At 47.6% G+C, this 21,600-nt stretch carries 19 protein-coding genes, 1 tRNA gene and 1 pseudogene; 6 read left to right on the forward strand and 15 right to left on the reverse strand.

Translation table 11 applies throughout. The features are described 5' to 3' along the window. Window position 1: 1 nt before the first annotated feature. The 6 genes from ACYQ1O_RS15275 to ACYQ1O_RS15300 all read right to left on the reverse strand — a co-directional run bounded on the left by ACYQ1O_RS15275 (window position 2) and on the right by ACYQ1O_RS15300 (window position 5,277). Window positions 2-406: a putative toxin-antitoxin system toxin component, PIN family gene (locus tag ACYQ1O_RS15275; RefSeq protein WP_459992984.1), complete on the reverse strand. Its 405-nt coding sequence runs from the start codon at window positions 404-406 to the stop codon at window positions 2-4. A 33-nt stretch (window positions 407-439) separates the two neighbouring features. Continuing rightward, window positions 440-691 carry a type II toxin-antitoxin system Phd/YefM family antitoxin gene (locus ACYQ1O_RS15280; RefSeq protein ID WP_459992986.1) on the reverse strand — a complete coding sequence of 84 codons (252 nt, stop codon included), beginning with the start codon at window positions 689-691 and terminating at the stop codon, window positions 440-442. Window positions 692-775: 84 nt separating this feature from the next. Continuing rightward, on the reverse strand, window positions 776-1,237 hold the full coding sequence (gene tnpA, locus ACYQ1O_RS15285; protein ID WP_459992988.1) for an IS200/IS605 family transposase: 462 nt from the start codon (window positions 1,235-1,237) through the stop codon (window positions 776-778). A gap of 1,012 nt (window positions 1,238-2,249) precedes the next feature. Next, complete coding sequence (locus tag ACYQ1O_RS15290; protein ID WP_459992990.1) at window positions 2,250-3,410, reverse strand: restriction endonuclease subunit S; 1,161 nt, start codon at window positions 3,408-3,410, stop codon at window positions 2,250-2,252. After that, window positions 3,407-4,879 (reverse strand): class I SAM-dependent DNA methyltransferase, encoded by a 1,473-nt coding sequence (locus ACYQ1O_RS15295; protein WP_459992992.1) that lies wholly within the window; start codon window positions 4,877-4,879, stop codon window positions 3,407-3,409. Before ACYQ1O_RS15295 ends, ACYQ1O_RS15290 begins: the two co-directional genes overlap by 4 nt. A gap of 308 nt (window positions 4,880-5,187) precedes the next feature. Continuing rightward, window positions 5,188-5,277, reverse strand: a tRNA-Ser gene (locus tag ACYQ1O_RS15300). A gap of 128 nt (window positions 5,278-5,405) precedes the next feature. On the opposite strand from ACYQ1O_RS15300, the gene ACYQ1O_RS15305 reads away from it, so the two are divergent. Then, window positions 5,406-6,527: a PQQ-dependent sugar dehydrogenase gene (locus ACYQ1O_RS15305; protein ID WP_459992993.1), complete on the forward strand. Its 1,122-nt coding sequence runs from the start codon at window positions 5,406-5,408 to the stop codon at window positions 6,525-6,527. Window positions 6,528-6,591: 64 nt separating this feature from the next. Beyond that, window positions 6,592-7,053 carry a CreA family protein gene (locus ACYQ1O_RS15310; RefSeq protein ID WP_459992995.1) on the forward strand — a complete coding sequence of 154 codons (462 nt, stop codon included), beginning with the start codon at window positions 6,592-6,594 and terminating at the stop codon, window positions 7,051-7,053. 760 nt (window positions 7,054-7,813) lie between these two features. Here the strand turns inward: ACYQ1O_RS15310 and dapB are convergent. From dapB to ACYQ1O_RS15340, 6 genes and pseudogenes are all read right to left on the reverse strand, one after another. Continuing rightward, the gene (dapB, locus tag ACYQ1O_RS15315) at window positions 7,814-8,614 is read right to left on the reverse strand and encodes a 4-hydroxy-tetrahydrodipicolinate reductase (RefSeq protein ID WP_459992997.1); all 801 of its coding nucleotides are present in this window, start codon (window positions 8,612-8,614) and stop codon (window positions 7,814-7,816) included. A 5-nt stretch (window positions 8,615-8,619) separates the two neighbouring features. Beyond that, window positions 8,620-9,762 carry a molecular chaperone DnaJ gene (gene dnaJ, locus ACYQ1O_RS15320; RefSeq protein ID WP_459992998.1) on the reverse strand — a complete coding sequence of 381 codons (1,143 nt, stop codon included), beginning with the start codon at window positions 9,760-9,762 and terminating at the stop codon, window positions 8,620-8,622. A gap of 254 nt (window positions 9,763-10,016) precedes the next feature. Beyond that, window positions 10,017-11,933 (reverse strand): annotated as a pseudogene (gene dnaK, locus ACYQ1O_RS15325) (molecular chaperone DnaK); the annotation flags it as partial. A gap of 70 nt (window positions 11,934-12,003) precedes the next feature. Continuing rightward, on the reverse strand, window positions 12,004-12,609 hold the full coding sequence (gene grpE / locus ACYQ1O_RS15330; protein WP_459992999.1) for a nucleotide exchange factor GrpE: 606 nt from the start codon (window positions 12,607-12,609) through the stop codon (window positions 12,004-12,006). A gap of 85 nt (window positions 12,610-12,694) precedes the next feature. Next, on the reverse strand, window positions 12,695-13,750 hold the full coding sequence (hrcA, locus tag ACYQ1O_RS15335; RefSeq protein ID WP_459993001.1) for a heat-inducible transcriptional repressor HrcA: 1,056 nt from the start codon (window positions 13,748-13,750) through the stop codon (window positions 12,695-12,697). Between the two features lie 162 nt (window positions 13,751-13,912). Then, entirely contained in the window at window positions 13,913-14,215 is a 303-nt protein-coding gene (locus ACYQ1O_RS15340; protein ID WP_459993003.1) for a DUF1244 domain-containing protein, read from the reverse strand. A gap of 161 nt (window positions 14,216-14,376) precedes the next feature. Between ACYQ1O_RS15340 and ACYQ1O_RS15345 the strand changes: the two genes are divergently transcribed. Genes ACYQ1O_RS15345 through ACYQ1O_RS15360 form a run of 4 tightly spaced genes read left to right on the forward strand, consistent with a single transcriptional unit; the run spans window position 14,377 to window position 16,550 of the window. After that, a complete protein-coding gene (locus ACYQ1O_RS15345; RefSeq protein ID WP_459993005.1) occupies window positions 14,377-14,913 on the forward strand; it encodes a septation protein A in 537 nt (178 codons plus the stop codon). 3 nt (window positions 14,914-14,916) lie between these two features. Continuing rightward, window positions 14,917-15,219: a YciI family protein gene (locus ACYQ1O_RS15350; protein WP_459993006.1), complete on the forward strand. Its 303-nt coding sequence runs from the start codon at window positions 14,917-14,919 to the stop codon at window positions 15,217-15,219. Next, window positions 15,216-15,494, forward strand: coding sequence for a BolA family protein (locus ACYQ1O_RS15355; RefSeq protein ID WP_459993008.1), 279 nt, complete (start codon window positions 15,216-15,218; stop codon window positions 15,492-15,494). The genes ACYQ1O_RS15350 and ACYQ1O_RS15355 overlap by 4 nt, the downstream gene beginning before the upstream one ends. After that, complete coding sequence (locus tag ACYQ1O_RS15360) at window positions 15,495-16,550, forward strand: peptidylprolyl isomerase (protein ID WP_459993009.1); 1,056 nt, start codon at window positions 15,495-15,497, stop codon at window positions 16,548-16,550. A gap of 44 nt (window positions 16,551-16,594) precedes the next feature. On the opposite strand, the gene recJ is transcribed toward ACYQ1O_RS15360, so the two are convergent. The 3 genes from recJ to cmoA all read right to left on the reverse strand — a co-directional run bounded on the left by recJ (window position 16,595) and on the right by cmoA (window position 21,595). Beyond that, entirely contained in the window at window positions 16,595-18,340 is a 1,746-nt protein-coding gene (gene recJ / locus ACYQ1O_RS15365; RefSeq protein WP_459993012.1) for a single-stranded-DNA-specific exonuclease RecJ, read from the reverse strand. A 77-nt stretch (window positions 18,341-18,417) separates the two neighbouring features. Beyond that, a complete protein-coding gene (glgX, locus tag ACYQ1O_RS15370) occupies window positions 18,418-20,511 on the reverse strand; it encodes a glycogen debranching protein GlgX (protein ID WP_459993014.1) in 2,094 nt (697 codons plus the stop codon). Between the two features lie 343 nt (window positions 20,512-20,854). Further along, window positions 20,855-21,595: a carboxy-S-adenosyl-L-methionine synthase CmoA gene (gene cmoA, locus ACYQ1O_RS15375; RefSeq protein ID WP_459993015.1), complete on the reverse strand. Its 741-nt coding sequence runs from the start codon at window positions 21,593-21,595 to the stop codon at window positions 20,855-20,857. Window positions 21,596-21,600 lie beyond the last annotated feature (5 nt).

Genomic DNA, 21,600 nt, shown 5'->3' on the forward strand with positions numbered 1-21,600 from the left:
CCTAGCGACTAAGCTCTTCGAGCGCTTGGCGGGGTGAGAGGATATGCAATCCATCCAGTGGATGCAGGCACAATAAATCGTCATCTCCTGTGACTAAGCGCGAAACGCCTGCGGTCATGGCGGTATGGATAAAGGCATCGTCGTTGACATCACGCGAAAATTGACGCGCCGCGAGGGTAGGCGGCACATCAACCCAAATCGAACAAGCATTAAATTCATGCAACAAGCGGCGACGGCGCTCCATAGGCAAGTAGCGGTCAAACTTTGGCAACCAAATCCGCCCCTCCAATTCGGCAAAAGTGGTTGCCGAAAAAACCAACTTACCCACTTGCAATAAACTATCCAGCAAAATTGCTGACGTTCCGCTAGGTGACAATGCAGCACTGAGCAAAACATTAGTATCCACAACTACCCGTTCGTAAACCAGTATCACTAGAGATCAGCTCTCATCAGCCAATAAATCATCCAGTTGCTCTTCTGTTAACCCCGCTGCTGCCGCCCCTTCCGCAGATTCCCGCAGCGTTTGCCGCAAACGGTCGGCATAATAAGCCCGCATGGCTTCGTAATCCTGTGCGCTCACCATCACACCCACCACCCGGTCGTGGCGCTTTACTTGTACTGGCTCGCGTTGAACCAAATCGAGAAATTCCCCAAATCGGGTTTTAGCGTCGTTAGCGGTAAAGGTTTGCATGGTGGTGTTTCCTTATATGTATTTTCGTTCAGTTTAGCCGAATCGTTCGATTTGACCAAAAATTAATCTGATCTTATTGGATGTTTAATCTATCCATTCAAACAAATATTCTTCCTTATATTCAATTTCAAATTTTTTCAGGAAATCCATATATTCATCCTTGAAGGATTTGGTCTGGTGATGGGCTTCTTGATTGGCAATGTATTGATAAACGCTGTCGATTTGGGAATGCGCATAAGAAAAAGCCCCATAACCTTCTTGCCAAGCAAATTTACCATCGACAAAATTTTTTTCGTTAATGAAATTGGACGAATTGTTTTTAATATCCCGCACCAAATCCGCGATAGCCATTGTTGGTTTCAAACCGACAAACACATGAACATGGTCCGCCATACCATTAACAATAATCGGCTTTTGGTTTTTTGCTTTAATAATGCCAGATATATATTTAAAAACCTCATCGCGCCAAGGTTGGCGTAACAGGTTTTGCCTGCCTTTCACCGTAAAAACGTAGTGAATATAAATTTGCGTAAACGTGCTTGGCATAATGCGCCTTCAAAACCCCAACGGGGTGCAATGATTATAGAAAATAGACCAACGTAAAATTAAACCCCGAAGGGTGACATAACAATCACAACCTCATGTTTCCATTGTAATAATCATTTCACCCCTTCGGGGTTTGGTTTGTATGCCATTTCGTTTCTATAATCATGCCATCCCTTCGGGATTGGTTTTGGTTTGGTTACAATTCAACACCTTTAAAACCCCAACGGGGTGGCATGATTATAGAAAATCGATCACATCCAATTAAAACCCCGAAGGGGTGACATAACAACCACAACCGCATGTTTTCATAGCAATAATCATTTCACCCCTTCGGGGTTTGGTTTGGATGCCATTTCGTTTCTATAATCATGCCATCCCTTCGGGATTGGTTCTGGTCTGATTACAATTCAACACCTTTAAAACCCCAACGGGGTGGCATGATTATAGAAAATCGATCACATCCAATCCAAACCCCGAAGGGGTGACATAACAACCACAACCGCATGTTTTCATAGTAATAATAATTTCACCCCTTCGGGGTTTGGTTTGGATGCCATTTCGTTTCTATAATCATGCCATCCCTTCGGGATTGGTTCTGGTCTGATTACAATTCAACACCTTTAAAACCCCAACGGGGTGGCATGATTATAGAAAATCGATCACATCCAATCCAAACCCCGAAGGGGTGACATAACAACCATAACCGCATGTTTTCATAGTAATAATAATTTCACCCCTTCGGGGTTTGGTTTGGTTGCCATTTCATTTCTATAATCATGGCATCCCTTCGGGATTGGTTTTGGTTTGGTTACAATTCAACACCTTTAAAACCCCAACGGGGTGGCATGATTATAGAAAATCGATCACATCCAATTAAAACCCCGAAGGGGTGACATAACAACCACAACCGCATGTTTTCATAGTAATAATAATTTCACCCCTTCGGGGTTTGGTTTGCGTGCCATTTCGTTTCTATAATCATGCCATCCCTTCGGGATTGGTTCTGGTCTGATTACAATTCGCCATTGAAGGCTTTTTGTAGGATGGATTTTTTTAGTTCTTCCAAATCGTTTAGGTGTTGTTGGTAGATGGCTTCTAGTTTTTTGGTTTGGGTGGATAGGGCATCTAGTTTTTGGACGATGGTTTGTTGGTCTTTTAATGGCGGAGAAGAAATTGGAAAACTTCTTAGTGCCGTTAATCCAATAAATTCTTGCGCCCCTCCGTTAGACATATATAAAACATATCTCATCGCCAAAGGAGACTTCAGATAATACAAAAGAAAATGTTTGTTTATATTTTCGCTTTCTTTAATTAAACCAACGTTTTTAATACTGAAAACCCTTTTGTCATTGACAATACAAGCCATGCCTCTATTTGCACCAATCATCGAAATTAGAATATCACCGAATCTTACATTTGAACGCTTGTAAAATTTACTGTGGTCTGTTTCGGTAATAAATTTTGTGTCAGTAAATGATAATCCATCTTGTCTAATATTTTTCTGCGTTACAAATGGAATTCCTTCCTTAACATATTTCGGGCTATCGTGTGTTCCATCTTTTACTTCACAAAACTCACTTAAAGCCTTCTCTTCCCAACCCTCACCTTTATTTTCAAACACCGATTGCAAATAACTTTCAAAAAGTTCTTTGGCGTTTTTTAGGTTTTGTTCAGCATTGGCTTTTGCCTTGGCTATTGCGGCAAAGGCTTCATCTAATAGGGCTACTATGCGTTGTTGTTCGGAGAGTGGGGGTAATGGGATTTCAATGTTTTCTATTTGCTTTGACGAAATATGTTTTACTGTTGCAAATGCTGTTACGTCTTCAATTGCCTTTAGATATTTATTTATTCCGTAAAAAAGAAATCTTGAATCAAGCTCTTTACTAAATTCTTGTAATCTGCAAACTCTTTGATTTAATAACGCAATATCACCTTTCCATTCGTAACAACCAAATTCACCATCCATTCCTATTAAAAAATCGCCTGCTTTAACTTCATACTTTTTGTCATATGTCCCATTGAAGTTAGTTTCAGTTACTAATCCATTTTTTATATCTCTAATTCTAATTAATGGCGTTCCTTTTTCAATTGTGAATAGCTTTGAATTAAAAGCATATCCATTTTGAATTTTTAAAACTTCACCCAGTTTTTTAACCTCCCAACCCTCTCTCATAACAACTCCATTACCGCACGCAAAACCGCTTCCCTTTCCTCATCCAACGCCTTCATTTCCGCCAAGATTTCATGCGGTTGGCGTAGGGCGTTTTCTGCTTTTTTGTTGGGATTTTTGGCGCTTAAATCATAGGTGTTGGGGTCAATGTCTTTGATGTTTAGCGTCCATGAGTTTTCGCTGTCGGCAACGCCGTCGCCTTCGGTTTGGGCGTGTTTTTGCAGCGCGACAAAGTCTGCTAAGTCCTGTTCGTTCAGGGGATTGGTTTTGCCTAGGTTTCTTGCCAAGTTGAGTTGGTAAAACCAGATTTTTTGCGTGGGGCGGCCTTTGTCAAAAAACAGCACCACGGTTTTTACGCCTGCGCCCGTGAAGGTGCCGCCGGGCAAGTCCAGTACGGTGTGCAGGTTGCATTTTTCTAGCAGCAATTTGCGTAGGCTGATGGAGGCGTTGTCGGTGTTGCTTAAAAAGGTGTTTTTAATGATGACGCCCGCTTTGCCGCCTGCTTTTAGGCTTTTGATAAAGTGCTGCAAAAACAAGGACGCGGTTTCGCCAGTTTTGATGGGGAAGTTTTGTTGCACTTCGGCGCGTTCTTTGCCGCCAAACGGCGGGTTTGCCAAGATAATGTCGTAGCGGTCTTTTTCTTGGATGTCGGCGATGTTTTCGGCAAGGGTGTTGGTGTGGACGATGTTGGGGGCTTCTACGCCGTGCAAGATCATGTTCATGGTGCCGATGATGTAGGCGAGGGATTTTTTCTCTTTGCCGTAGAAGGTGCGTTTTTGCAGGGTTTGGTATTCTTGGGTGCTGAGTTCGCGGCCTTGTCTTAGGTAGTCGAAGGCTTCGCACAAAAAGCCTGCCGATCCTGCCGCGCCGTCATAAATTTTGTGGCCTATTTCGGGGGCGACGACGTTGATGATGGTTTTTATCAAGGGCCGTGGTGTGTAATATTCGCCGCCATTGCGTCCGGCGTTGCCCATGTTTTTGATTTTGTCTTCATACAGGTGGCTCATTTCGTGCTTTTCGGCATGGGTGCGGAAACGCAGTTCGTCGATGCGGTTGATTACTTCGCGCAAGTTGTAGCCGCTTTGCACGCGGTTTTTGAGTTCTGAGAAGATTTCGCCGATTTTGTATTCGATGGTGTCGGCGCTGTCGGCGGTGGTTTTAAATTGTTTAAGGTAGGGAAACAGGCGGATGTTGACAAAATCGACCAGATCATCTCCCGTGAGGGCGTTGTGGTCAATGTTGCCGTTTTCTAATTTGGGTGCGGCCCAGCTTGTCCATTGGTAGTCGGGCGCAATGATGGGTGTGTAGATTTGGCCTGTCAGTTCGGCGGCGGTGGCTTTATCGCGTTCCAAGTCGTCGAGATATTTTAAAAACAAGACCCAAGAGGTTTGTTCCACATAATCCAATTCGCTGCCGCAGCCTGCGTCTTTGTGCAGGATGTCGTCGATGTTTTTAAAGGTTTGTTCGAACAAGGGGTTTTCCTAAGGTAATGGGGAGTTATCAGGCGGCGTTGGGGGTGCCGTTTAAGTTTAGCTTTTGTGCCGAAGCGGCAATAATCTTGGTGAAAATAGCTGATTGTAAACCGATAAACGCACTTATCCCTACCCATGACACAGGTATTGATGGATGGGTAAAATTATTGAAGGTAAAGCTGGCGTTTTAAGCGAAAAAAGGGAAAATCTGAAGAGGTCTTACGAAAGTCCCGCAGACGTTGCGGTATAAAAAGGGGATTTTTGATGTCTTTATTTTTATTTAAAAAACAAAAACTTTTAAAGATGTGTGGCGGAGAGGCAGGGATTCGAACCCTGGGAGGGGATCAACCCTCAACGGTTTTCAAGACCGCCGCATTCGGCCGCTCTGCCACCTCTCCGTGAGCCGAATATAATAACCGATTTAGTTTATAAAGCAACCTTAATTAATCTTTTAATGGATTTAATTAAAAACAAAATGCTTCCCTGCCCTTTTGCCGGAAGCAACTTCACCATCAGGAGTATTGATATGTTTGTCATTTACCGTGTTTTTATCGGCTTATTGGTGTGGCTACCCAGCCAACTGTTGGCAGCAAGCGCAGCACAACAAGCCATTATTCAGCAATTGCATGTCCCGCCAGGGTTTGAAGTGAGCATTTTCGCCGACCAAACCGCCAATGCGCGCAGCTTGGCGTTGGGGGATGACGGTGTTGTCTATGTCGGCAGCGGACGTGAAAAGGTCTACGCGCTTAAAGACGCCAACCACGATGGCATAGCCGAACAAACTTATGTGATCGCCGACAAGCTGAATATGCCCAACGGGGTCGCTTACCGAGACGGGTCGCTGTATGTGGCGACCATTGACCGCATTTTGCGTTACCCCAACATCAGCCAACATTTAGATAATCCGCCGCAAGCCGTTGTGGTGTATGACCAGTTGCCCAAAGACTTGCACCACGGTTGGAAATATTTGCGTTTTGGCCCTGACGGCAAGCTGTATACCGCAGTGGGCGCGCCCTGCAATATTTGCCTGCCTAAAGCGGAAATTTACGCGTCTTTGGTGCGTATGAATGCGGATGGCAGTGATTTTGAGGTGATTGCACACGGCATCCGCAACACTGTGGGGTTTGATTGGCAGCCACAAAGCCATGTGCTGTTTTTTAATGACAACGGGCGCGATTACTTGGGTGATGACTTGCCGCCAGAGGAACTGAACCAATGGTCAAACAAGGGCGAGCATTTTGGCTATCCTTTCTGTCATGGCGGCACGATTGCCGACCCTCAATTTGGCAACCAAAAGCCCTGTTCGGCTTTTAAAGCGCCCGCATGGCGTTATAAAGCCCATATTGCCCCCTTAGGTTTGCGTTTTTATCTGGGCAAACAGTTTCCACCCGAATACCAACAGCAATTGTTTGTTGCCCAACATGGCTCGTGGAACCGCAGCAAACCGCAAGGCTATCAAGTCGCCATGGTAAAATTTGTGGGTGGCATGCCCGTTGCCGAACACAGTTTTATTAGCGGCTGGCTTAGCCAAGACGGTACGGTGTTGGGCAGGCCTGTCGATCTATTGACCCTGCCTGATGGTAGCTTGTTGATGAGTGATGATATGAACGGCCTCATTTATCGGGTGGCTTACACCGGCAAAAAATGAATTAATCCGCAGCTTGGACGGACTAACCGCCCAACCAAACCTTTTAAAAACCATTAGGAATTTCATGAAAAAATCATTGACCGCATTAGCATTTTTGTCTGCTTGGGCCACGCTAGGCCACGCCGAAGATATTGGCTGTGTCACCACCGCTTGGAAATTGATTGGTGCCAACCATAAAGTTTGTGTGCAAGCCTTTGACGACCCGAAAGTTGATGGCGTCACCTGTCATATCAGCCAAGCCAAAACCGGCGGTATTGCCGGAACGTTCGGCGTTGCCGAAGACCCGGCGCAATTCTCCATTGCTTGCCGCCAAGTCGGCCCCATCACCATTAAAGAAAAACTGCCCGAAGAAGAAACCGCCTTTAGCGAAGGTACGGCCTTATTCTTTAAGGAAACCCGCGTCAGCCGTTTGTTTGACAAAAAACGCAATACCTTGGTTTATGTTGCCATCAGCCGCAAGCTGATTGATGGCGCACCTGCCAACAGCATTTCTACCGTGCCGATCATGCCTTGGAACGGCAAATAGGCTGCGTCCAAAACCGCCCATCAGTGTTTGCGATAGATTTTCTGGATCAGATCGTAAAACCAGTATGGGCGGAACAACACAACGTAAATCAGGATAAAACCGGTAATGGGAAACGGCCCGATTTCAAGAATCGTGATAACCATTAAGGCCAACAAGCAACCTATCCGCAACATAGCAACTCCTTATCGACATCAAAACACTTTTATAGAGAGTTTCGACAGGAAAAGAAGCGCCATCACCATAAATCAGCCATACAGATTTAGTCAGCAACAAAAAATTAACTTATCCATTTTATTTAATTAACAATAAATTAAATAAAATGGGGAGAAATTGCCGTCGTTCACGGAAATTTGGACAAAAAAAAGCGTTCTACCCGAGAAAATAGAACGCTTTGAGAAGGTACCACAAGGAGAGTGTGACACGAAAACTAATATTCGCTATAAATCAAGCATCAACGATGCCAACTTAATTAGATTGTTTATTTTCAATAACTTGTAATAACAAACCATTTTATTGACAGAAAATATTTGATATTCCGCACTATTTAGTCTCTAAAAACTGACAAAATTGGTGCAAATACGACAAAAAAAAAGACGACACCTGCCACGGGCAGTTTAGCGGTGTGGGTTGAAGCGGCAAAACCTAGTGATTAGGTGTCGCCAAAATAGGGCGTTTGGAGGGATTAACGGATAAACGCATCGGCTGACATCCTTGTCAATTGGGGTTCCTGAAAAAATGCCTTAAAAGTGTTGTAAAGAATTTAAGACAAGCCCAGCACGTCCTGCATATCATAAAGGCCGTGGCCTTTATCTTTCAGCCACACCGCCGCCCGCACTGCGCCGTTGGCAAAGGTCATGCGGCTGGTGGCTTTATGGGTGATTTCGATGCGCTCGCCTTCATCGGCAAACATCACTGTATGTTCACCGACAATATCGCCCGCGCGGATGGTGGAAAAACCGATGGTTTTGCGGTCGCGCTCGCCGGTATTGCCTTCGCGCCCGTAGATGGCGCAATCTTTTAAATCGCGGCCCAGCGATTTGGCAACCACTTCGCCCATACGCAAAGCCGTACCGGACGGCGCATCGACTTTATGGCGGTGATGCGCTTCAATGATTTCAATATCGGTGTAATCGCCCATGACTTGGGCGGCGATTTCCAATAATTTCAGCGACAAATTTACGCCCACACTAAAGTTTGGCGCCAAAACAATGGCGATCTCTTCAGCGGCGGCGGCAATTTGCTGCTTTTGCGCGTCGGTGTAGCCGGTTGTACCAATGACTATTTTTTTACCGGCTTGGCGACATTGCTCTATATAAGTCATTGATGTTTCAGGGCGGGTAAAATCAATCAGCACATCAAACTGATCTAAAACCGATGCCAAATCCCCCACCACATGGACACCTTGGGCAGCAATACCCGCCAATTCACCCGCATCTTTACCGACAGACGGGCTGTCTGGGCGCGACACCGCCGCAGTGACATGGGCTTTTTTAGATAAAACAGCCGCTTTAACCAAACACGCGCCCATTCGGCCCGTGACACCGGCAATTGCAATACGCATGATTGTTACCCCGTCAATTTATCGAAAAAATCTTTTACGCCATCAATCCAAGTATGTTCTTGTGGGCTGTGGTGCTTGCCGCCACCCGACAAAGACTCGCCCAATTGGCTAATCAAGGCTTTTTGTTCTTTGGTCAGATTGACAGGCGTTTCCACCACCACACGGCACAATAAATCGCCCACCGGACCGCCACGAACCTGCTTGACGCCTTTGCCGCGCAAACGGAATACTTTACCGGTTTGCGTTTCGGCAGGGATTTTTAGCAACACTTTGCCATCCAGCGTCGGCACATGAATTTCATCGCCCAAACAAGCGGTGACAAAACTGATCGGCACTTCGCAGGATAAGTTTGCACCATCACGGGTAAAAATATCGTGGCGTTTAACTTGGATTTCGATATACAAATCGCCTGCCGGACCGCCACGTTCGCCTGCTTCACCTTCGCCGCTCAGGCGGATGCGGTCACCTGTATCGACACCGGCGGGAATTTTAGCCGACAAGGTTTTGTTTTCCTGCACACGGCCTTGACCGTAACACTTCCCACAAGGGTCTTTAATTTGTTTGCCAGTACCCCGACACGTCGGACACGCTTGCTGCACCGAGAAAAAGCCTTGTTGCATTCTGACCTGACCATGACCGTGGCAGGTGGTACAGATCACTGGGCTGGAACCTTTTTTCGCGCCTGAGCCGGAACATTCGCCACAGGTGACCAGTACGGGAATACGAATTTTCTGCTCAGTACCGGCAACCGCCTCTTCCAAGGTGATTTCCAAGTTGTAGCGCAAATCGGCACCACGCTGGACGCCGCCCCGTTGCCGGGCACCGCCAAAAATGTCGCCAAAGACATCACCGAAAATATCGCTGAAACCTTCCGCACCAAAGCCACCTGCGCCGCCAGGCCGTCCGCCCATGGAGCCATCGAGACCGGCGTGACCAAACTGGTCGTAAGCGGCACGCTTTTTAGGATCAGACAACACTTCGTAAGCTTCTTTGATTTGCTTAAATTTGGCTTCAGCCGCTTCGGGATTGTCGGCATTGCGGTCGGGATGGTGTTTCATCGCCAAACTGCGGTATTTCTTTTTAAGCTCTTCGTCGCTGGCGTTGCGGTCAACGCCCAGCAGTTTGTAATAATCTTCTTTTGCTGCCATGAGTGGGTCTTTAGCTAAGGTTAAAATCAGTTACGGATAACAGTTTTGCAATTCGGTATTGGCTTGGTAGTCGTAGGGTACGCTGTGCTTACCTTTAAAAAGCCGAAACCACGATGGTTTAATGATGCGCCTCCCTTCGTTCAGCACATCCTACCATGACTAAAACACAAAAAATCCGAAGGGCGGTTCTATGCAAAAGAACCGCCCGACGAATTTTGCTGCTGGCTTGCCGGACGGCAAATCAGGATTGTGGTTTACTTGTCTTCTTTAACTTCTTCAAATTCCGCATCCACCACGCCATCGTCAGCCGGTGCAGAACCGCCCGCCGCTTGTGCGCCGTCTGCGGCACCTTTTTGGGCGTAAACACGCTCAGCTAATTTGCCTGCCGCTTCGGTCAAAGCATTGGTTTTGCTTTCGATGTCGTCTTTGTCGTCACCTTTAACGGCTTCTTTCAAGGCTTCCATCGCGGCTTCAATGCTGGCTTTTTCACCGGCTTCCACTTGGTCGGCAAATTCTTTCAGCGATTTTTCGGTCGCGTGGATCATGCCATCGGCTTGGTTGCGGGCTTGTACCAATTCATGCAACTTACGGTCTTCATCGGCATGGGCTTCGGCATCTTTAATCATGCGTTCAACTTCTTCATCCGACAAACCGCTGGAGGCTTTGATAACAATCGATTGTTTTTTGCCGGTGGCTTTGTCTTTTGCCGATACGTTCAAAATACCGTTGGCATCAATGTCGAAAGACACTTCAATTTGTGGCACGCCGCGTGGTGCTGGCGGAATATCTGCCAAATCGAACTTGCCCAATGATTTGTTTGCCGACGCACGCTCGCGTTCACCTTGCAAGACATGGATGGTCACCGCAGTTTGGTTGTCATCCGCAGTCGAGAACACTTGTGCCGCGTTAGTGGGGATGGTGGTGTTTTTCTCGATCAATTTGGTCAAGATACCGCCCATGGTTTCAATACCCAACGACAACGGAATCACGTCCAGCAACAACACGTCTTTCACGTCGCCCGCCAACACACCAGCTTGGATAGCTGCACCCAAGGCCACGGCTTCGTCTGGATTGACGTCTTTGCGCGGTTCTTGACCGAAAATGCTTTTCACCATTTCTTGCACTTTGGGCATACGGGTTTGACCGCCGACCAAAATCACGTCTTGGATTTGTGAAGCCGACACACCCGCATCTTTCAAAGCCATTTCGCAAGGCGCTTTGGTGCGCAAAATCAGCTCGTCAACCAAAGACTCCAATTTGGCGCGGGTCAATTTGACGTTTAAGTGTTTTGGACCCGTCGCATCAGCGGTGATGTAAGGCAAATTCACATCGGTTTGTTGGCTGGATGACAATTCGATTTTGGCTTTTTCCGCCGCTTCTTTTAAGCGTTGCAAAGCCAATGGGTCGTTGTGCAAATCCACGCCAGTGTCTTTTTTGAACTCGTCCGCCAAATATTCGATGACGCGTGAGTCAAAGTCTTCACCACCTAAGAAAGTATCGCCGTTGGTTGCCAAAACTTCGAACTGATGTTCGCCGTCGATTTCGGCAATTTCAATAATGGAAACGTCAAATGTACCACCACCTAAGTCATAAACGGCAATTTTGGTGTCGCCTTTTGGTTTGTCCATACCGAACGCCAACGCCGCAGCGGTAGGTTCGTTGATGATACGTTTAACGTCCAAACCGGCAATGCGGCCTGCATCTTTGGTGGCTTGGCGTTGTGAATCGTTAAAATACGCCGGTACGGTGATGACCGCTTCGGTGACTTCTTCGCCCAAATACGCTTCGGCATCTTTTTTCATTTTCATCAACACGCGGGCAGAAATTTCTGGTGCCGCCATTTTTTTGCCGTTGACTTCCACCCAAGCGTCGCCGTTTTCTGCTTCGGTAATTTTGTAAGGCACCATGTTGATGTCTTTTTGCACGACATCGTCTTTGAAGCGGCGACCAATCAGACGTTTGATCGCAAATAAGGTGTTTTTAGGGTTGGTGACCGCTTGGCGTTTTGCCGATTGTCCTACCAGCACTTCGTCGTCGCTGCTGAAAGCAATGATAGAAGGGGTGGTGCGCGCACCTTCGCTGTTTTCAATCACTTTTGCAACGCCGTTTTCCAATACCGCTACGCAAGAGTTGGTGGTTCCTAAGTCTATGCCAATAATTTTAGCCATTGAATGCTCCGAATTTTTTTGTAAATGTAAATGTTATTACCGATATAAGGGCTATTTTGTGGGTTTCAAGTCTTTAGTCTGCAGCTTTTGCGACCACAACCATCGCCGGACGTAATAACCGACCATTGAGCATGTAGCCTTTTTGAAAGACATTGACGACCGTGTTCGGCTCTGCGCCTTCTACGGCTTGCATGAGTACCGCTTGGTGCTGCTCGGCACTGAAGGGCTGACCGAGCGGATCAACGGTGATAATATTGAATTTGCTAAATGCGGCTTCCAACTGTTTGATGGTCAGCTCGCTGCCTTCCCTAAATTTGGTGACTTCTTCGCTATCGCCTGAAGCGGCCTGCAAACCCAGCACCAAGCTATCCATGACGGAAAGCAATTCTTTGGCAAAACCGGTTAAGGCAAATTTATGCGCGTCTTCCAAATCTTTTTGGGTGCGGCGTTTCAGGTTTTCCATCTCAGCTTGGGTGCGGACGGCTTTATCCCAGTTTTCATGGGCTTTTTGCTTAGTTTCTTCTAGCTCTTTTTTAAGCTCATCTAACGTGTACTCATGCTCGCCGACTTCGGCATGATTTTCTTCAACCACTTCGGCAGTGTTTGCCTCAGCAGCGGCTTCCTGTTCAACAACAGTTTCTTCAACCTGTGCGTCAGGCGTTTCCTGGTCGTTACTCATTTGTTTACCTTAAGATTGTTGCGGATAAGTCATCAATAAAAGCCACTGGCTTGGCTGTGCCACCAAGTCGTGCGCATCTGATTACTTACAATGGGGATGTTGATTTGGGATTCAAGGCTGCGCCTAATAATTTTGCCGTTACATCGACAAAGGGGATGATTTTTTCATAAGCCATGCGTGTGGGGCCAATAACACCTAAAACGCCAACCACTTCGTCGTTGACGGAATAAGGCGAAGTGACCAAGCTTAGCTGGTCAAAAACTTGATAGCCGGATTCTTTGCCGATAAAAATCTGCACACCGGCACTTTTCAAGGATTGGTCAAGCAGATGGATAACAGTTTGCTTTTGGCTGAAGGCTTCGAACAATTGCTTGAGATGGTCGCGGTCTGCCAATTCGGAAAAACCCATCAGATTAGTTTCGCCCGCCAGCACATAATCGTCTTGATTGGGATCGACCTCAAACGTCAGCTGCGCCATGCGGATGGCATCGAGCATGCCTTGGTTCATGCGCTCCTGGTCTTCTTGCAGTTCTTTCAACACCGCTTCGCGCACGGCGGCAAGGCTGCGCCCGCTGTAAATGGCGTTCAGATAATTGGCAGCTTGCTGCAATTCGGCAGGGCTGAACAACTTGTTGGTTTGGATGATTTTATTGTGGACTTCTTGCTCGTTGGTGACAAAAATCACCAGCACCCGACCGTGTGACAACGGTAAAAATTCGATATGGCGCAGACAAACCACTTCGCGCTTGGGCAAGGTGACGACACCCGCCATTTGCGTCAATTCCGCCAATAATCGGGACGCGGAATTGACGACATCGGACGGATCTTCCTTAGCCAGCAACCCTTTGTGCAAACGTTTGATTTCTTGGGCATCAAGCGGCTTAACCGTCAGCAAGCTATCGACAAACAAGCGGTAGCCTTGCACCGTCGGCACCCGCCCTGCCGAGGTATGCGGCGAATGCACCAAACCCAAATCTTCCAAATCCGCCATGACGTTGCGTATGGTGGCAGGGCTTAAGTTAAGTTCGGAATCTTTAGACAACACGCGCGAACCGACCGGCTGCCCGTCGCTGATGTAGCGTTCAATCAGATTTTTCAGTAATTGCAGTGAGCGCTCGTTTAACGTTGTAGGTTTTGCCACGTTGACCTCGATAACTTTTAGCACTCTCTTAAATAGAGTGCCAAACGAAAATAGCAGCTTGAGGCGGGCTTGTCAATTGGCGGGCTTTAATTTGGCAAAACCTAAATTAGCTGGAATGGCAATGGCTTAGGGCATGGCAAACCGTACCGCCAATACCAAAAATCAATCCTTTTTTTGCTGAAGCTTCAACTCGTAAGCCGCCAATTGTTCTGGGGTTGCGTCTGGTTGGAATTTTTCCTTCCATTCACTGTACAGCATGCCGTAAACCACTTCCCGCGCTTGTTCATAACCGACATCAAGGTCGCGTTCTTGGGCTGCGGCGGCATACCATTTGGCTAGGCAATTACGGCAAAAATCCGCCAAGATCATCAAGTCAATATTTTGTGCTTCGGGATGTTGCTGTAGGTGGGCAAGCAGGCGGCGGAAGGCGGCGGCTTCCAGTTCAGTTTGTTGTGTCAAATCCATAAGTTCTCCTTATATTGATGGCATCTCGGTATCACGGCATTCTAGCAGAAAGGCTGGGGCGGGCATGTACATTCAACAGCAATGATTCTACAATACGCCGCGCTTGGGGTTGTCCGAAGCGGATGTTTGCCCTTGCTTTAAAGTCTTCTAATCTGGCTACTATGAAACAGCTTTACGAATTTTTCCCGATTGTTTTATTTTTTATTGCCTATAAGGCTTACGATATTTATGTAGCAACGGCTACGGTTATCGTCGCCACCATCATCCAAGTGGCTTTTGCTTGGTTCCGTCACCGCAAAGTGGAGCCTATGCAATGGATTACCTTAGGTCTGGTCGTGGTCATGGGCGGACTGACCTTGTATTTGCAGGATGAGCAATTTATTAAATGGAAGTTATCGATTATTGAATGGCTGTTTGGCTTGGCCTTTTTGGGCAGCCATTTTTTTGGCAAAAAGAACTTAATCGAACGGATGATGTCAGCCAGTCTAAGTTTGCCAGAAGCCATTTGGAAACGTTTGAACCTGATGTGGGGCTGTTTTTTTATGGCGGTGGGTTTTATCAACCTGTATGTCATGTTCAATTTCAGCACCGACGATTGGGTCACCTTCAAGACTTTTGGCGTGCCGGGCCTGATGGTTCTGTTCATTGCCGTGCAAATGGCATTCCTTTATAAACATATCCCCGAAACCGAGAAATAACTTGTGCTATACGCAATAATCAGTGAGGATGTTGCTGATAGTCTTGACAAAAGGCTGTCTGCGCGTCCAGACCATCTTAATAGGCTACAAACACTGCAAGATGAAGGCCGTTTGGTGCTGGCAGGCCCGCACCCTGCGGTTGATGCCGAAAACCCAGGCGCGGCAGCATTTACTGGCAGCTTGGTGGTTGCCGAATTTGCCAGCCTTGCCGATGCACAGGCGTGGGCCGATGCCGATCCCTATCTTATTGCTGGCGTGTACGCCAACGTCTTAGTCAAACCCTTTAAAAAAGTATTTCCAACATGACAGCCGATTTAATCAAACGCCAACTGACTGACGCTTTCCAACCCGATCTTTTGGAAATTATTGACAATAGCGCGGCCCATGCCGGTCATGCCGGCGCCAGAAAAGGCGGCGGACATTATCATGTGACCATTATTGCCGAAGCTTTTGAAGGTAAAACCCTGGTGCAACGCCATCAGCTGATTTACCAAGCCTTAGGCGAGTTAATGAAAGATCAAATTCATGCCCTTGGCATTAACGCCCTCTCACCCTCTGAAGACAATAAAGGAAATCAGTAAATGAAAACTAAGTTCATCCCATTGCTTGTTATCAGCTCCGCATTGATTGCCGGTTGTGAACAACCTGCCGGAACAAGCAGCAGCCCAGCGCCAACTATCAACAAAGCTGATGCCATTGCAGTGGTTAACGGCAACTACATTGCCAAATCCACTTTTGAAAACCTGCAAAAAGATTTGGCTGCACGCGGTCAAGGCCAAGCGTTCCCAAAAGACAAATTGGTTGAAGAATTGGTACAACGCGAATTGTTGGTACAAGATGCCGTCAAAAAACAATTGGACAAATCACCTGAAGTTTTAGCCCAATTGGATGAAGCCAGAAAAGCCATCCTGACCCAAGCAGTTGTACAAAACTTCATGAAAACCAGCCCTGTGACTGATGAAGAAATCAAAGCCGAATACGACAAAAAAGTCGCCGGCGACGCAGGCACCGAATACAAAGCACGCCACATCTTAGTGAAAACTGAAGATGAAGCGAAAAAGATCATTGCCGAATTGGACAAAGGCGGCGATTTTGCCAAATTGGCGAACAAAAACTCTTTGGACGGCAAAGAAGCACAAAACGGCGGTGATTTGGGCTGGTTCTTGCCAGGTCAAATGGTTGAGCCTTTCTCAAAAGCGGTTGTTGCTTTAGAAAATGGCAAATACACCAAAACGCCCGTGCAAACCCAATTTGGCTGGCACGTGATCTTGAAAGAAGACTCACGCAAACAAACACCGCCCCCCTTGGAAGCGGTTAAAGAACAATTGACGCCTTTCTTGCAACGTCAAAAATTGCAAAACATGATCGAAAGCATGCGTAAACAAGCGCAAGTTGAGATTCTGATTCCATTGACTGAAGAAAAACCAAAAGCACCTGAAGCTAAACCTGCCGCAGAAGCACAGCCTGTCGTTGAAGAAACGGTAGAGCAAGTGGAAGTGAAAGACGCTTCTGGTAAAACGGTAGAAAAAGAAGTCATCATTGACGAAAAAGTGGTTGAAGAAAAAGCGCCAGCTAAAGAAGAATCAAGCAAACCGGCTGAAGCGCCAGCCGAAAAAGCAAAAGAAGCCAAAAAATAAGCTTCTCAGCTAACAACAAAAAGGGCGGTCTGACCGCCCTTTTTTTATGCCATTTTTTCAAAATACTGGAGCATAAGTTGCAACGAACGGTTGCCCCGATACTCGTTGATTTCCAATTTATAGGCCGCCTTAATTTTTCTTATCCCTAGCCACTGCTCGGGGGCATCGACAAAAAAGACAATCGCATCCAGCAGCTTATGCCCACCCGGTTTACGCAGCACCCATTTCAAATGCCGCTGACCGACCACCCGCACTTGTACTACCTCAAAGACACCGCTAAACATCGGCTCAGGAAAGCCCTGCCCCCATGTTGCCGCCTGTTCCAGCTGCACCGCCAAATCAACACCCAACTCCTGCTCTGTCAGTTCACCATCAACGACGACTTTTTGTTCCAAATCGACACCTGCCAAACGGGTTTCGACCACCTCGTTGAACGCCAACGCAAAAGCCGGATAATCATGCATTTTCAACGTCAGCCCCGCCGCCATCGCGTGTCCGCCAAATTTATCCAAAATTTTCGGATGCGCGACCGCGACATCGCTCAGTGCATCGCGGATATGCAAGCCCGCAATTGAACGCGCCGAACCTTTCAGCAAATCCTTACCGGCGGGTGCAAAACAAATCACCGGTCGATGCAAACGGTCTTTTACCCTTGCCGCTAAAATGCCAATCACGCCCTGATGCCAGCTGGCATCGTACAAACAGACACCGGCGGGCATGTGTTGTTTTTCCAAAGCGAGACTTTGCTCCAACAAAGCCATCGCTTCAAATTTCATTTGCCCTTCAATATCGCGGCGTTCGTTATTCAAAGCATCCAAACGCACGGCAATGGTTTTGGCGGTCTGCGAATCTTCTGCCAACAGGCATTGGATGCCCAACGTCATGTCGTCGATACGCCCCGCCGCATTGAGGCGCGGCCCCAAAGAAAAGCCCAAGTCCGATGCCGTCAAGGTTTCCGCATTTTTGCCTGCCGCGTCTATCAGTGCCAATAACCCTGGATGGGCATTGCCGCCGCGAATGCGCATCAAGCCTTGGTAGACCAAGGTTCGGTTAACGGCATCCAACGCCACCACATCGGCAACCGTACCCAAAGCCACATAATCAAGCAGACGGCCTAGGTTGGGTTCTGGCAAAGCCTGCTCTGCAAACCAATTGGCTTCACGGAGACGGCTTCTTAATGCCATCAGTACATAGAAAATCACGCCAACACCGGCAATGGCTTTGCTGGGAAAGATGTCGTTAGCTAAATTGGGGTTGACGATGGCTTCGGCTTTGGGCAGCTCGTGACCCGGCAAATGGTGGTCGGTAATTAAAACGGCAATACCGGCGGCTTGCGCAGCCGCCACACCTTCAAGGCTGGAAATGCCGTTATCAACGGTGATGATGACATCAGCCTGCTGTTGTTTGACCAATTCAACAATTTCCGGCGTTAAGCCATAACCGTATTCAAAGCGGTTCGGCACCACGAATGATAGGTTTTGCGCCCCCATCAAGCGCAAGCCCTGCATGGCAACTGCGCAACTGGTCGCGCCATCGGCATCAAAATCGGCAACAATGCAGATACGTAGTTGCCTCGTAAGTGCTGACTGCAAATACGCCACCATTGTTTCCATGCCCAACAACAGCCAAGGTGATGGCAATTTATTTAAGGATCGGTCCAGCTCGTCAATATAGGTGATACCTCTGGTTAAAAATAAGCGTTGCAACAACGGGTGCAAATCACCGAATTGGGTGGGGTGATTGGGCAGCGGACGGGTAACGATGGTTTTTTTTACGCCTTGGAAATACATAGTGCGCCTAATAAAAAAGCCGACGGCTGTCGGCTTTGCTGGGTTAGATTGTTAAGCGGGAACGCTTGGCGGTAAGTTTATATTGGCTGATTTTCAAACACCAAGACAGACAACGGATGCACATCATAAACCGATTTGCCCAGCGGTTTTTGCAAGGCGGGGACGATAACATCCTCAGGCGATGGCAAGCACGTGTCCAAAGCCAAGCACCAATTTCGGTGTGCAATCACCGGTAAATCGATGGTGATGGCTTGATCGGACATATTCATGACCACATGCAAGTCGGCCTCGTCTTCTTCAACGCCCGCCAAGGTGAAGGCCAATAGCCGCGCATCTTGTTCGAACCAGAGCGGCTCGTATAGATTGGCGCCATGCCAAGCAATGTCGGGCATGTTTTTGCCTTCGATAACCCGACCCGTCAAAAAGCGCCGCCGCATAATAGAGCTATGGCGTTTTCTTAAAGCAATCATGGCTTGTACAAAGCGCACCATATCGGCGTTATGCTCGGCATCTGTCCAATCCAACCAGCTGAGGGCATTGTCTTGGCAATAGCCGTTGTTGTTGCCTTGTTGGCTATTCAAAAACTCATCACCCGCCAACAGCATAGGAACGCCTTGGCTAAGCAATAAAATGGCAAATGCATTTTTGGCTTTGCGCCGACGGATGATTTGGATATGTTGGTCAGCCGTTTCGCCTTCTGCACCGCAGTTATAGCTTAAATTATTGTTACAGCCGTCGCGGTTGCTTTCGCCATTGGCATCGTTATGTTTGCTGTTGTAGCTGAACAAGTCATACAACGTGAAGCCGTCGTGGCAGGTGACGAAGTTGATGCTGCTGATCGGCAAACGACCTTGGTGTTCGTATAAATCGCTACTGCCGCACAGTCGTGTTGCCAATTCGGTGACCAAGCCATGATCGCCGCGTACGAAACGGCGCACGGTGTCGCGGTAGCGCCCGTTCCATTCCGCCCAACGGTAGCCGGGGAAGCTACCGACTTGATAGAGGCCTGCGGCATCCCAAGCTTCGGCAATCAGCTTGGTTTTCGCCAGTTCTTTGGACAATTCAATGCCCCATAAAACCGGTGGATCATGCAAGACATCGCCATTTTCGCCTCTTGCCAACGCGCTGGCTAAATCGAAGCGGAAACCGTCAACATGCATTTCCGTAACCCAGTATTCCAAACAGTTGATGATAAAGCCCGCCACCAGCGGATGGTTGGCATTGACGGTGTTGCCGCAGCCGGTGTAATCGCGGAAGATGCTTTTATCGTGATGGTCCAAATGATAAAAAATATCGCCGCCCACTCCTCTGAAATTGATGACCGGACCGTTAGCACCGGCTTCGGAGGTATGGTTAAACACCACATCCATAATCACGCCAATACCGGCTTTATGCAGGGCTTTGACCAAATCGCGGAATTCGTTAAGGTGCGTGCCTTGTTCGGGTGTGACGCAGTAACCAGGATGAGGGCTAAAAAAACTGTGGGTGCTATATCCCCAATAGTTTTTCAGTCCCCGCTCGGCGGTATTGGCAGGCACATCTTGCTCGTCAAAAGCCATCACCGGCAACAATTCGACATGGGTGATGCCTAGGTTTTTCAAATAGGGGATTTTTTCAATCAAACCCGAAAAAGTACCGGGGTGTTGGACTTTTGATGAGGCGTGTTTGGTAAAGCCGCCGACATGGACTTCATAGAGAATGGCTTTTTCGCTGCTGATACGCAAAGGCACATCGCCTTCCCAATCGTAATGACCGCCATCAACCACCATACAGCGCATGGCTGATTTCATATTGTCGCCCGGTAAGCAAGCGGCTTTACGGCTCCATAGCTTATCGCTGACCACCCGCGCCCAAGGATCAATCAATAGTTTTTGCTTATCAAAACTGAAGCCCGATTCCCGCAAGCGGTTAGGGCCGTCCATACGCCACGCATACCAAGTCCCCATTGGCAATTTGCATACATAAATATGCCAAGAGAAAAAGGTTCGGTTGAGGTCTTCTTGCAGGCGGATAATTTGGAAAGGCTCTTCGCATTCAGCACTATGGAACAACAACAATTCCACTTGGGTGGCATGGCGGCTGAAAATAGAAAAATTAACACCACCGCTATTTGGCCTGACACCAGACGGGTAGGAGTTTCCGGGCTTCGTTTTGTATTCTATTTTCTTCATGAGAACCTCTCCATATTGGCTGCATCGACCCAATCAGTCATCCATTTCAGGGTACGGGCAGCTACTGCCAACAAACATTGGCGTAAAATTGCATAAGGCTTGGTTACAGGGAACCGGACAGCCAAAATAGTTATTGGGTTGTAGTATCAGAATAACGCACGGAATCGTGTGCTGGTTTTGTTGGTAAAGCAGATAAACACTGACGTAACGTCAGCTATTAATGACCTAAACTCACAAAAAGTGTGAATAGTTTAACAATTTACTCAGTTATTGCAAAAACCTAGCTGATTTGGTAACAGATAAGTTAAGCGTCATCTTGGGCGCGGATAACCGCCAACCCACATCAAGCTTTCACGGCAATGATGCAAACGAAATTAAACCACTGGAAATAAGTATCCATACGGGTAAAACCCGCCCGCTTAAGCAAAGCCATATTTTCGTCCAAACGGTAAGGGATCAGGACATTTTCTAACGCTTCCCGTTTGCGCTGGTTTTCGGCATCGGTGTAACCACGCTGGCTGCTTTTAAAATGTAAAAAATGGTCGATATAAACTCGATTGAGCATACTGTCATTGCCGAGAATTTTTTCTGACAACAACAAAACGCCACCCGGCTGTAACGCATCAAAAACGTTAGCCAACAAGGTTTCCCGCGCCAACGGCCTGACGAACTGCAAAGTCCAATTCAAGATAGCAACGTGGCAAGCGGGTAATGGCGGCATATCGCTAAGATCAGCGCAATGCAACTGCACTTTTCCAGCAGCAATTGCCCCGCCAAGTTTGTCGGCGGCTTTATCTAGCATCGCCTGCGAGTTGTCATATCCCAGAAAACGGACATCCTCAGGGCATTGCGTATGCTGGCTTAAATACTCAATGCTGGTTCCGGTGGAACAACCCAAATCGCAAACCACCCCACCCTGTTCTGGCAAAAAATCCATCACCAAATCGGCTTGGATGCGTTGGATTTCATGATAGAAGGGGATGCTTCTGGCGACCATGTCGTCGAAAACATGGGCGACACGTTCGTCGAAAGTAAAATCTTCCACCCTACCGGTAGCCTGAAACAGCTTGTCTTGACTGCTCATGCCCG

Source organism: Methylosoma difficile (genome assembly GCF_054657615.1).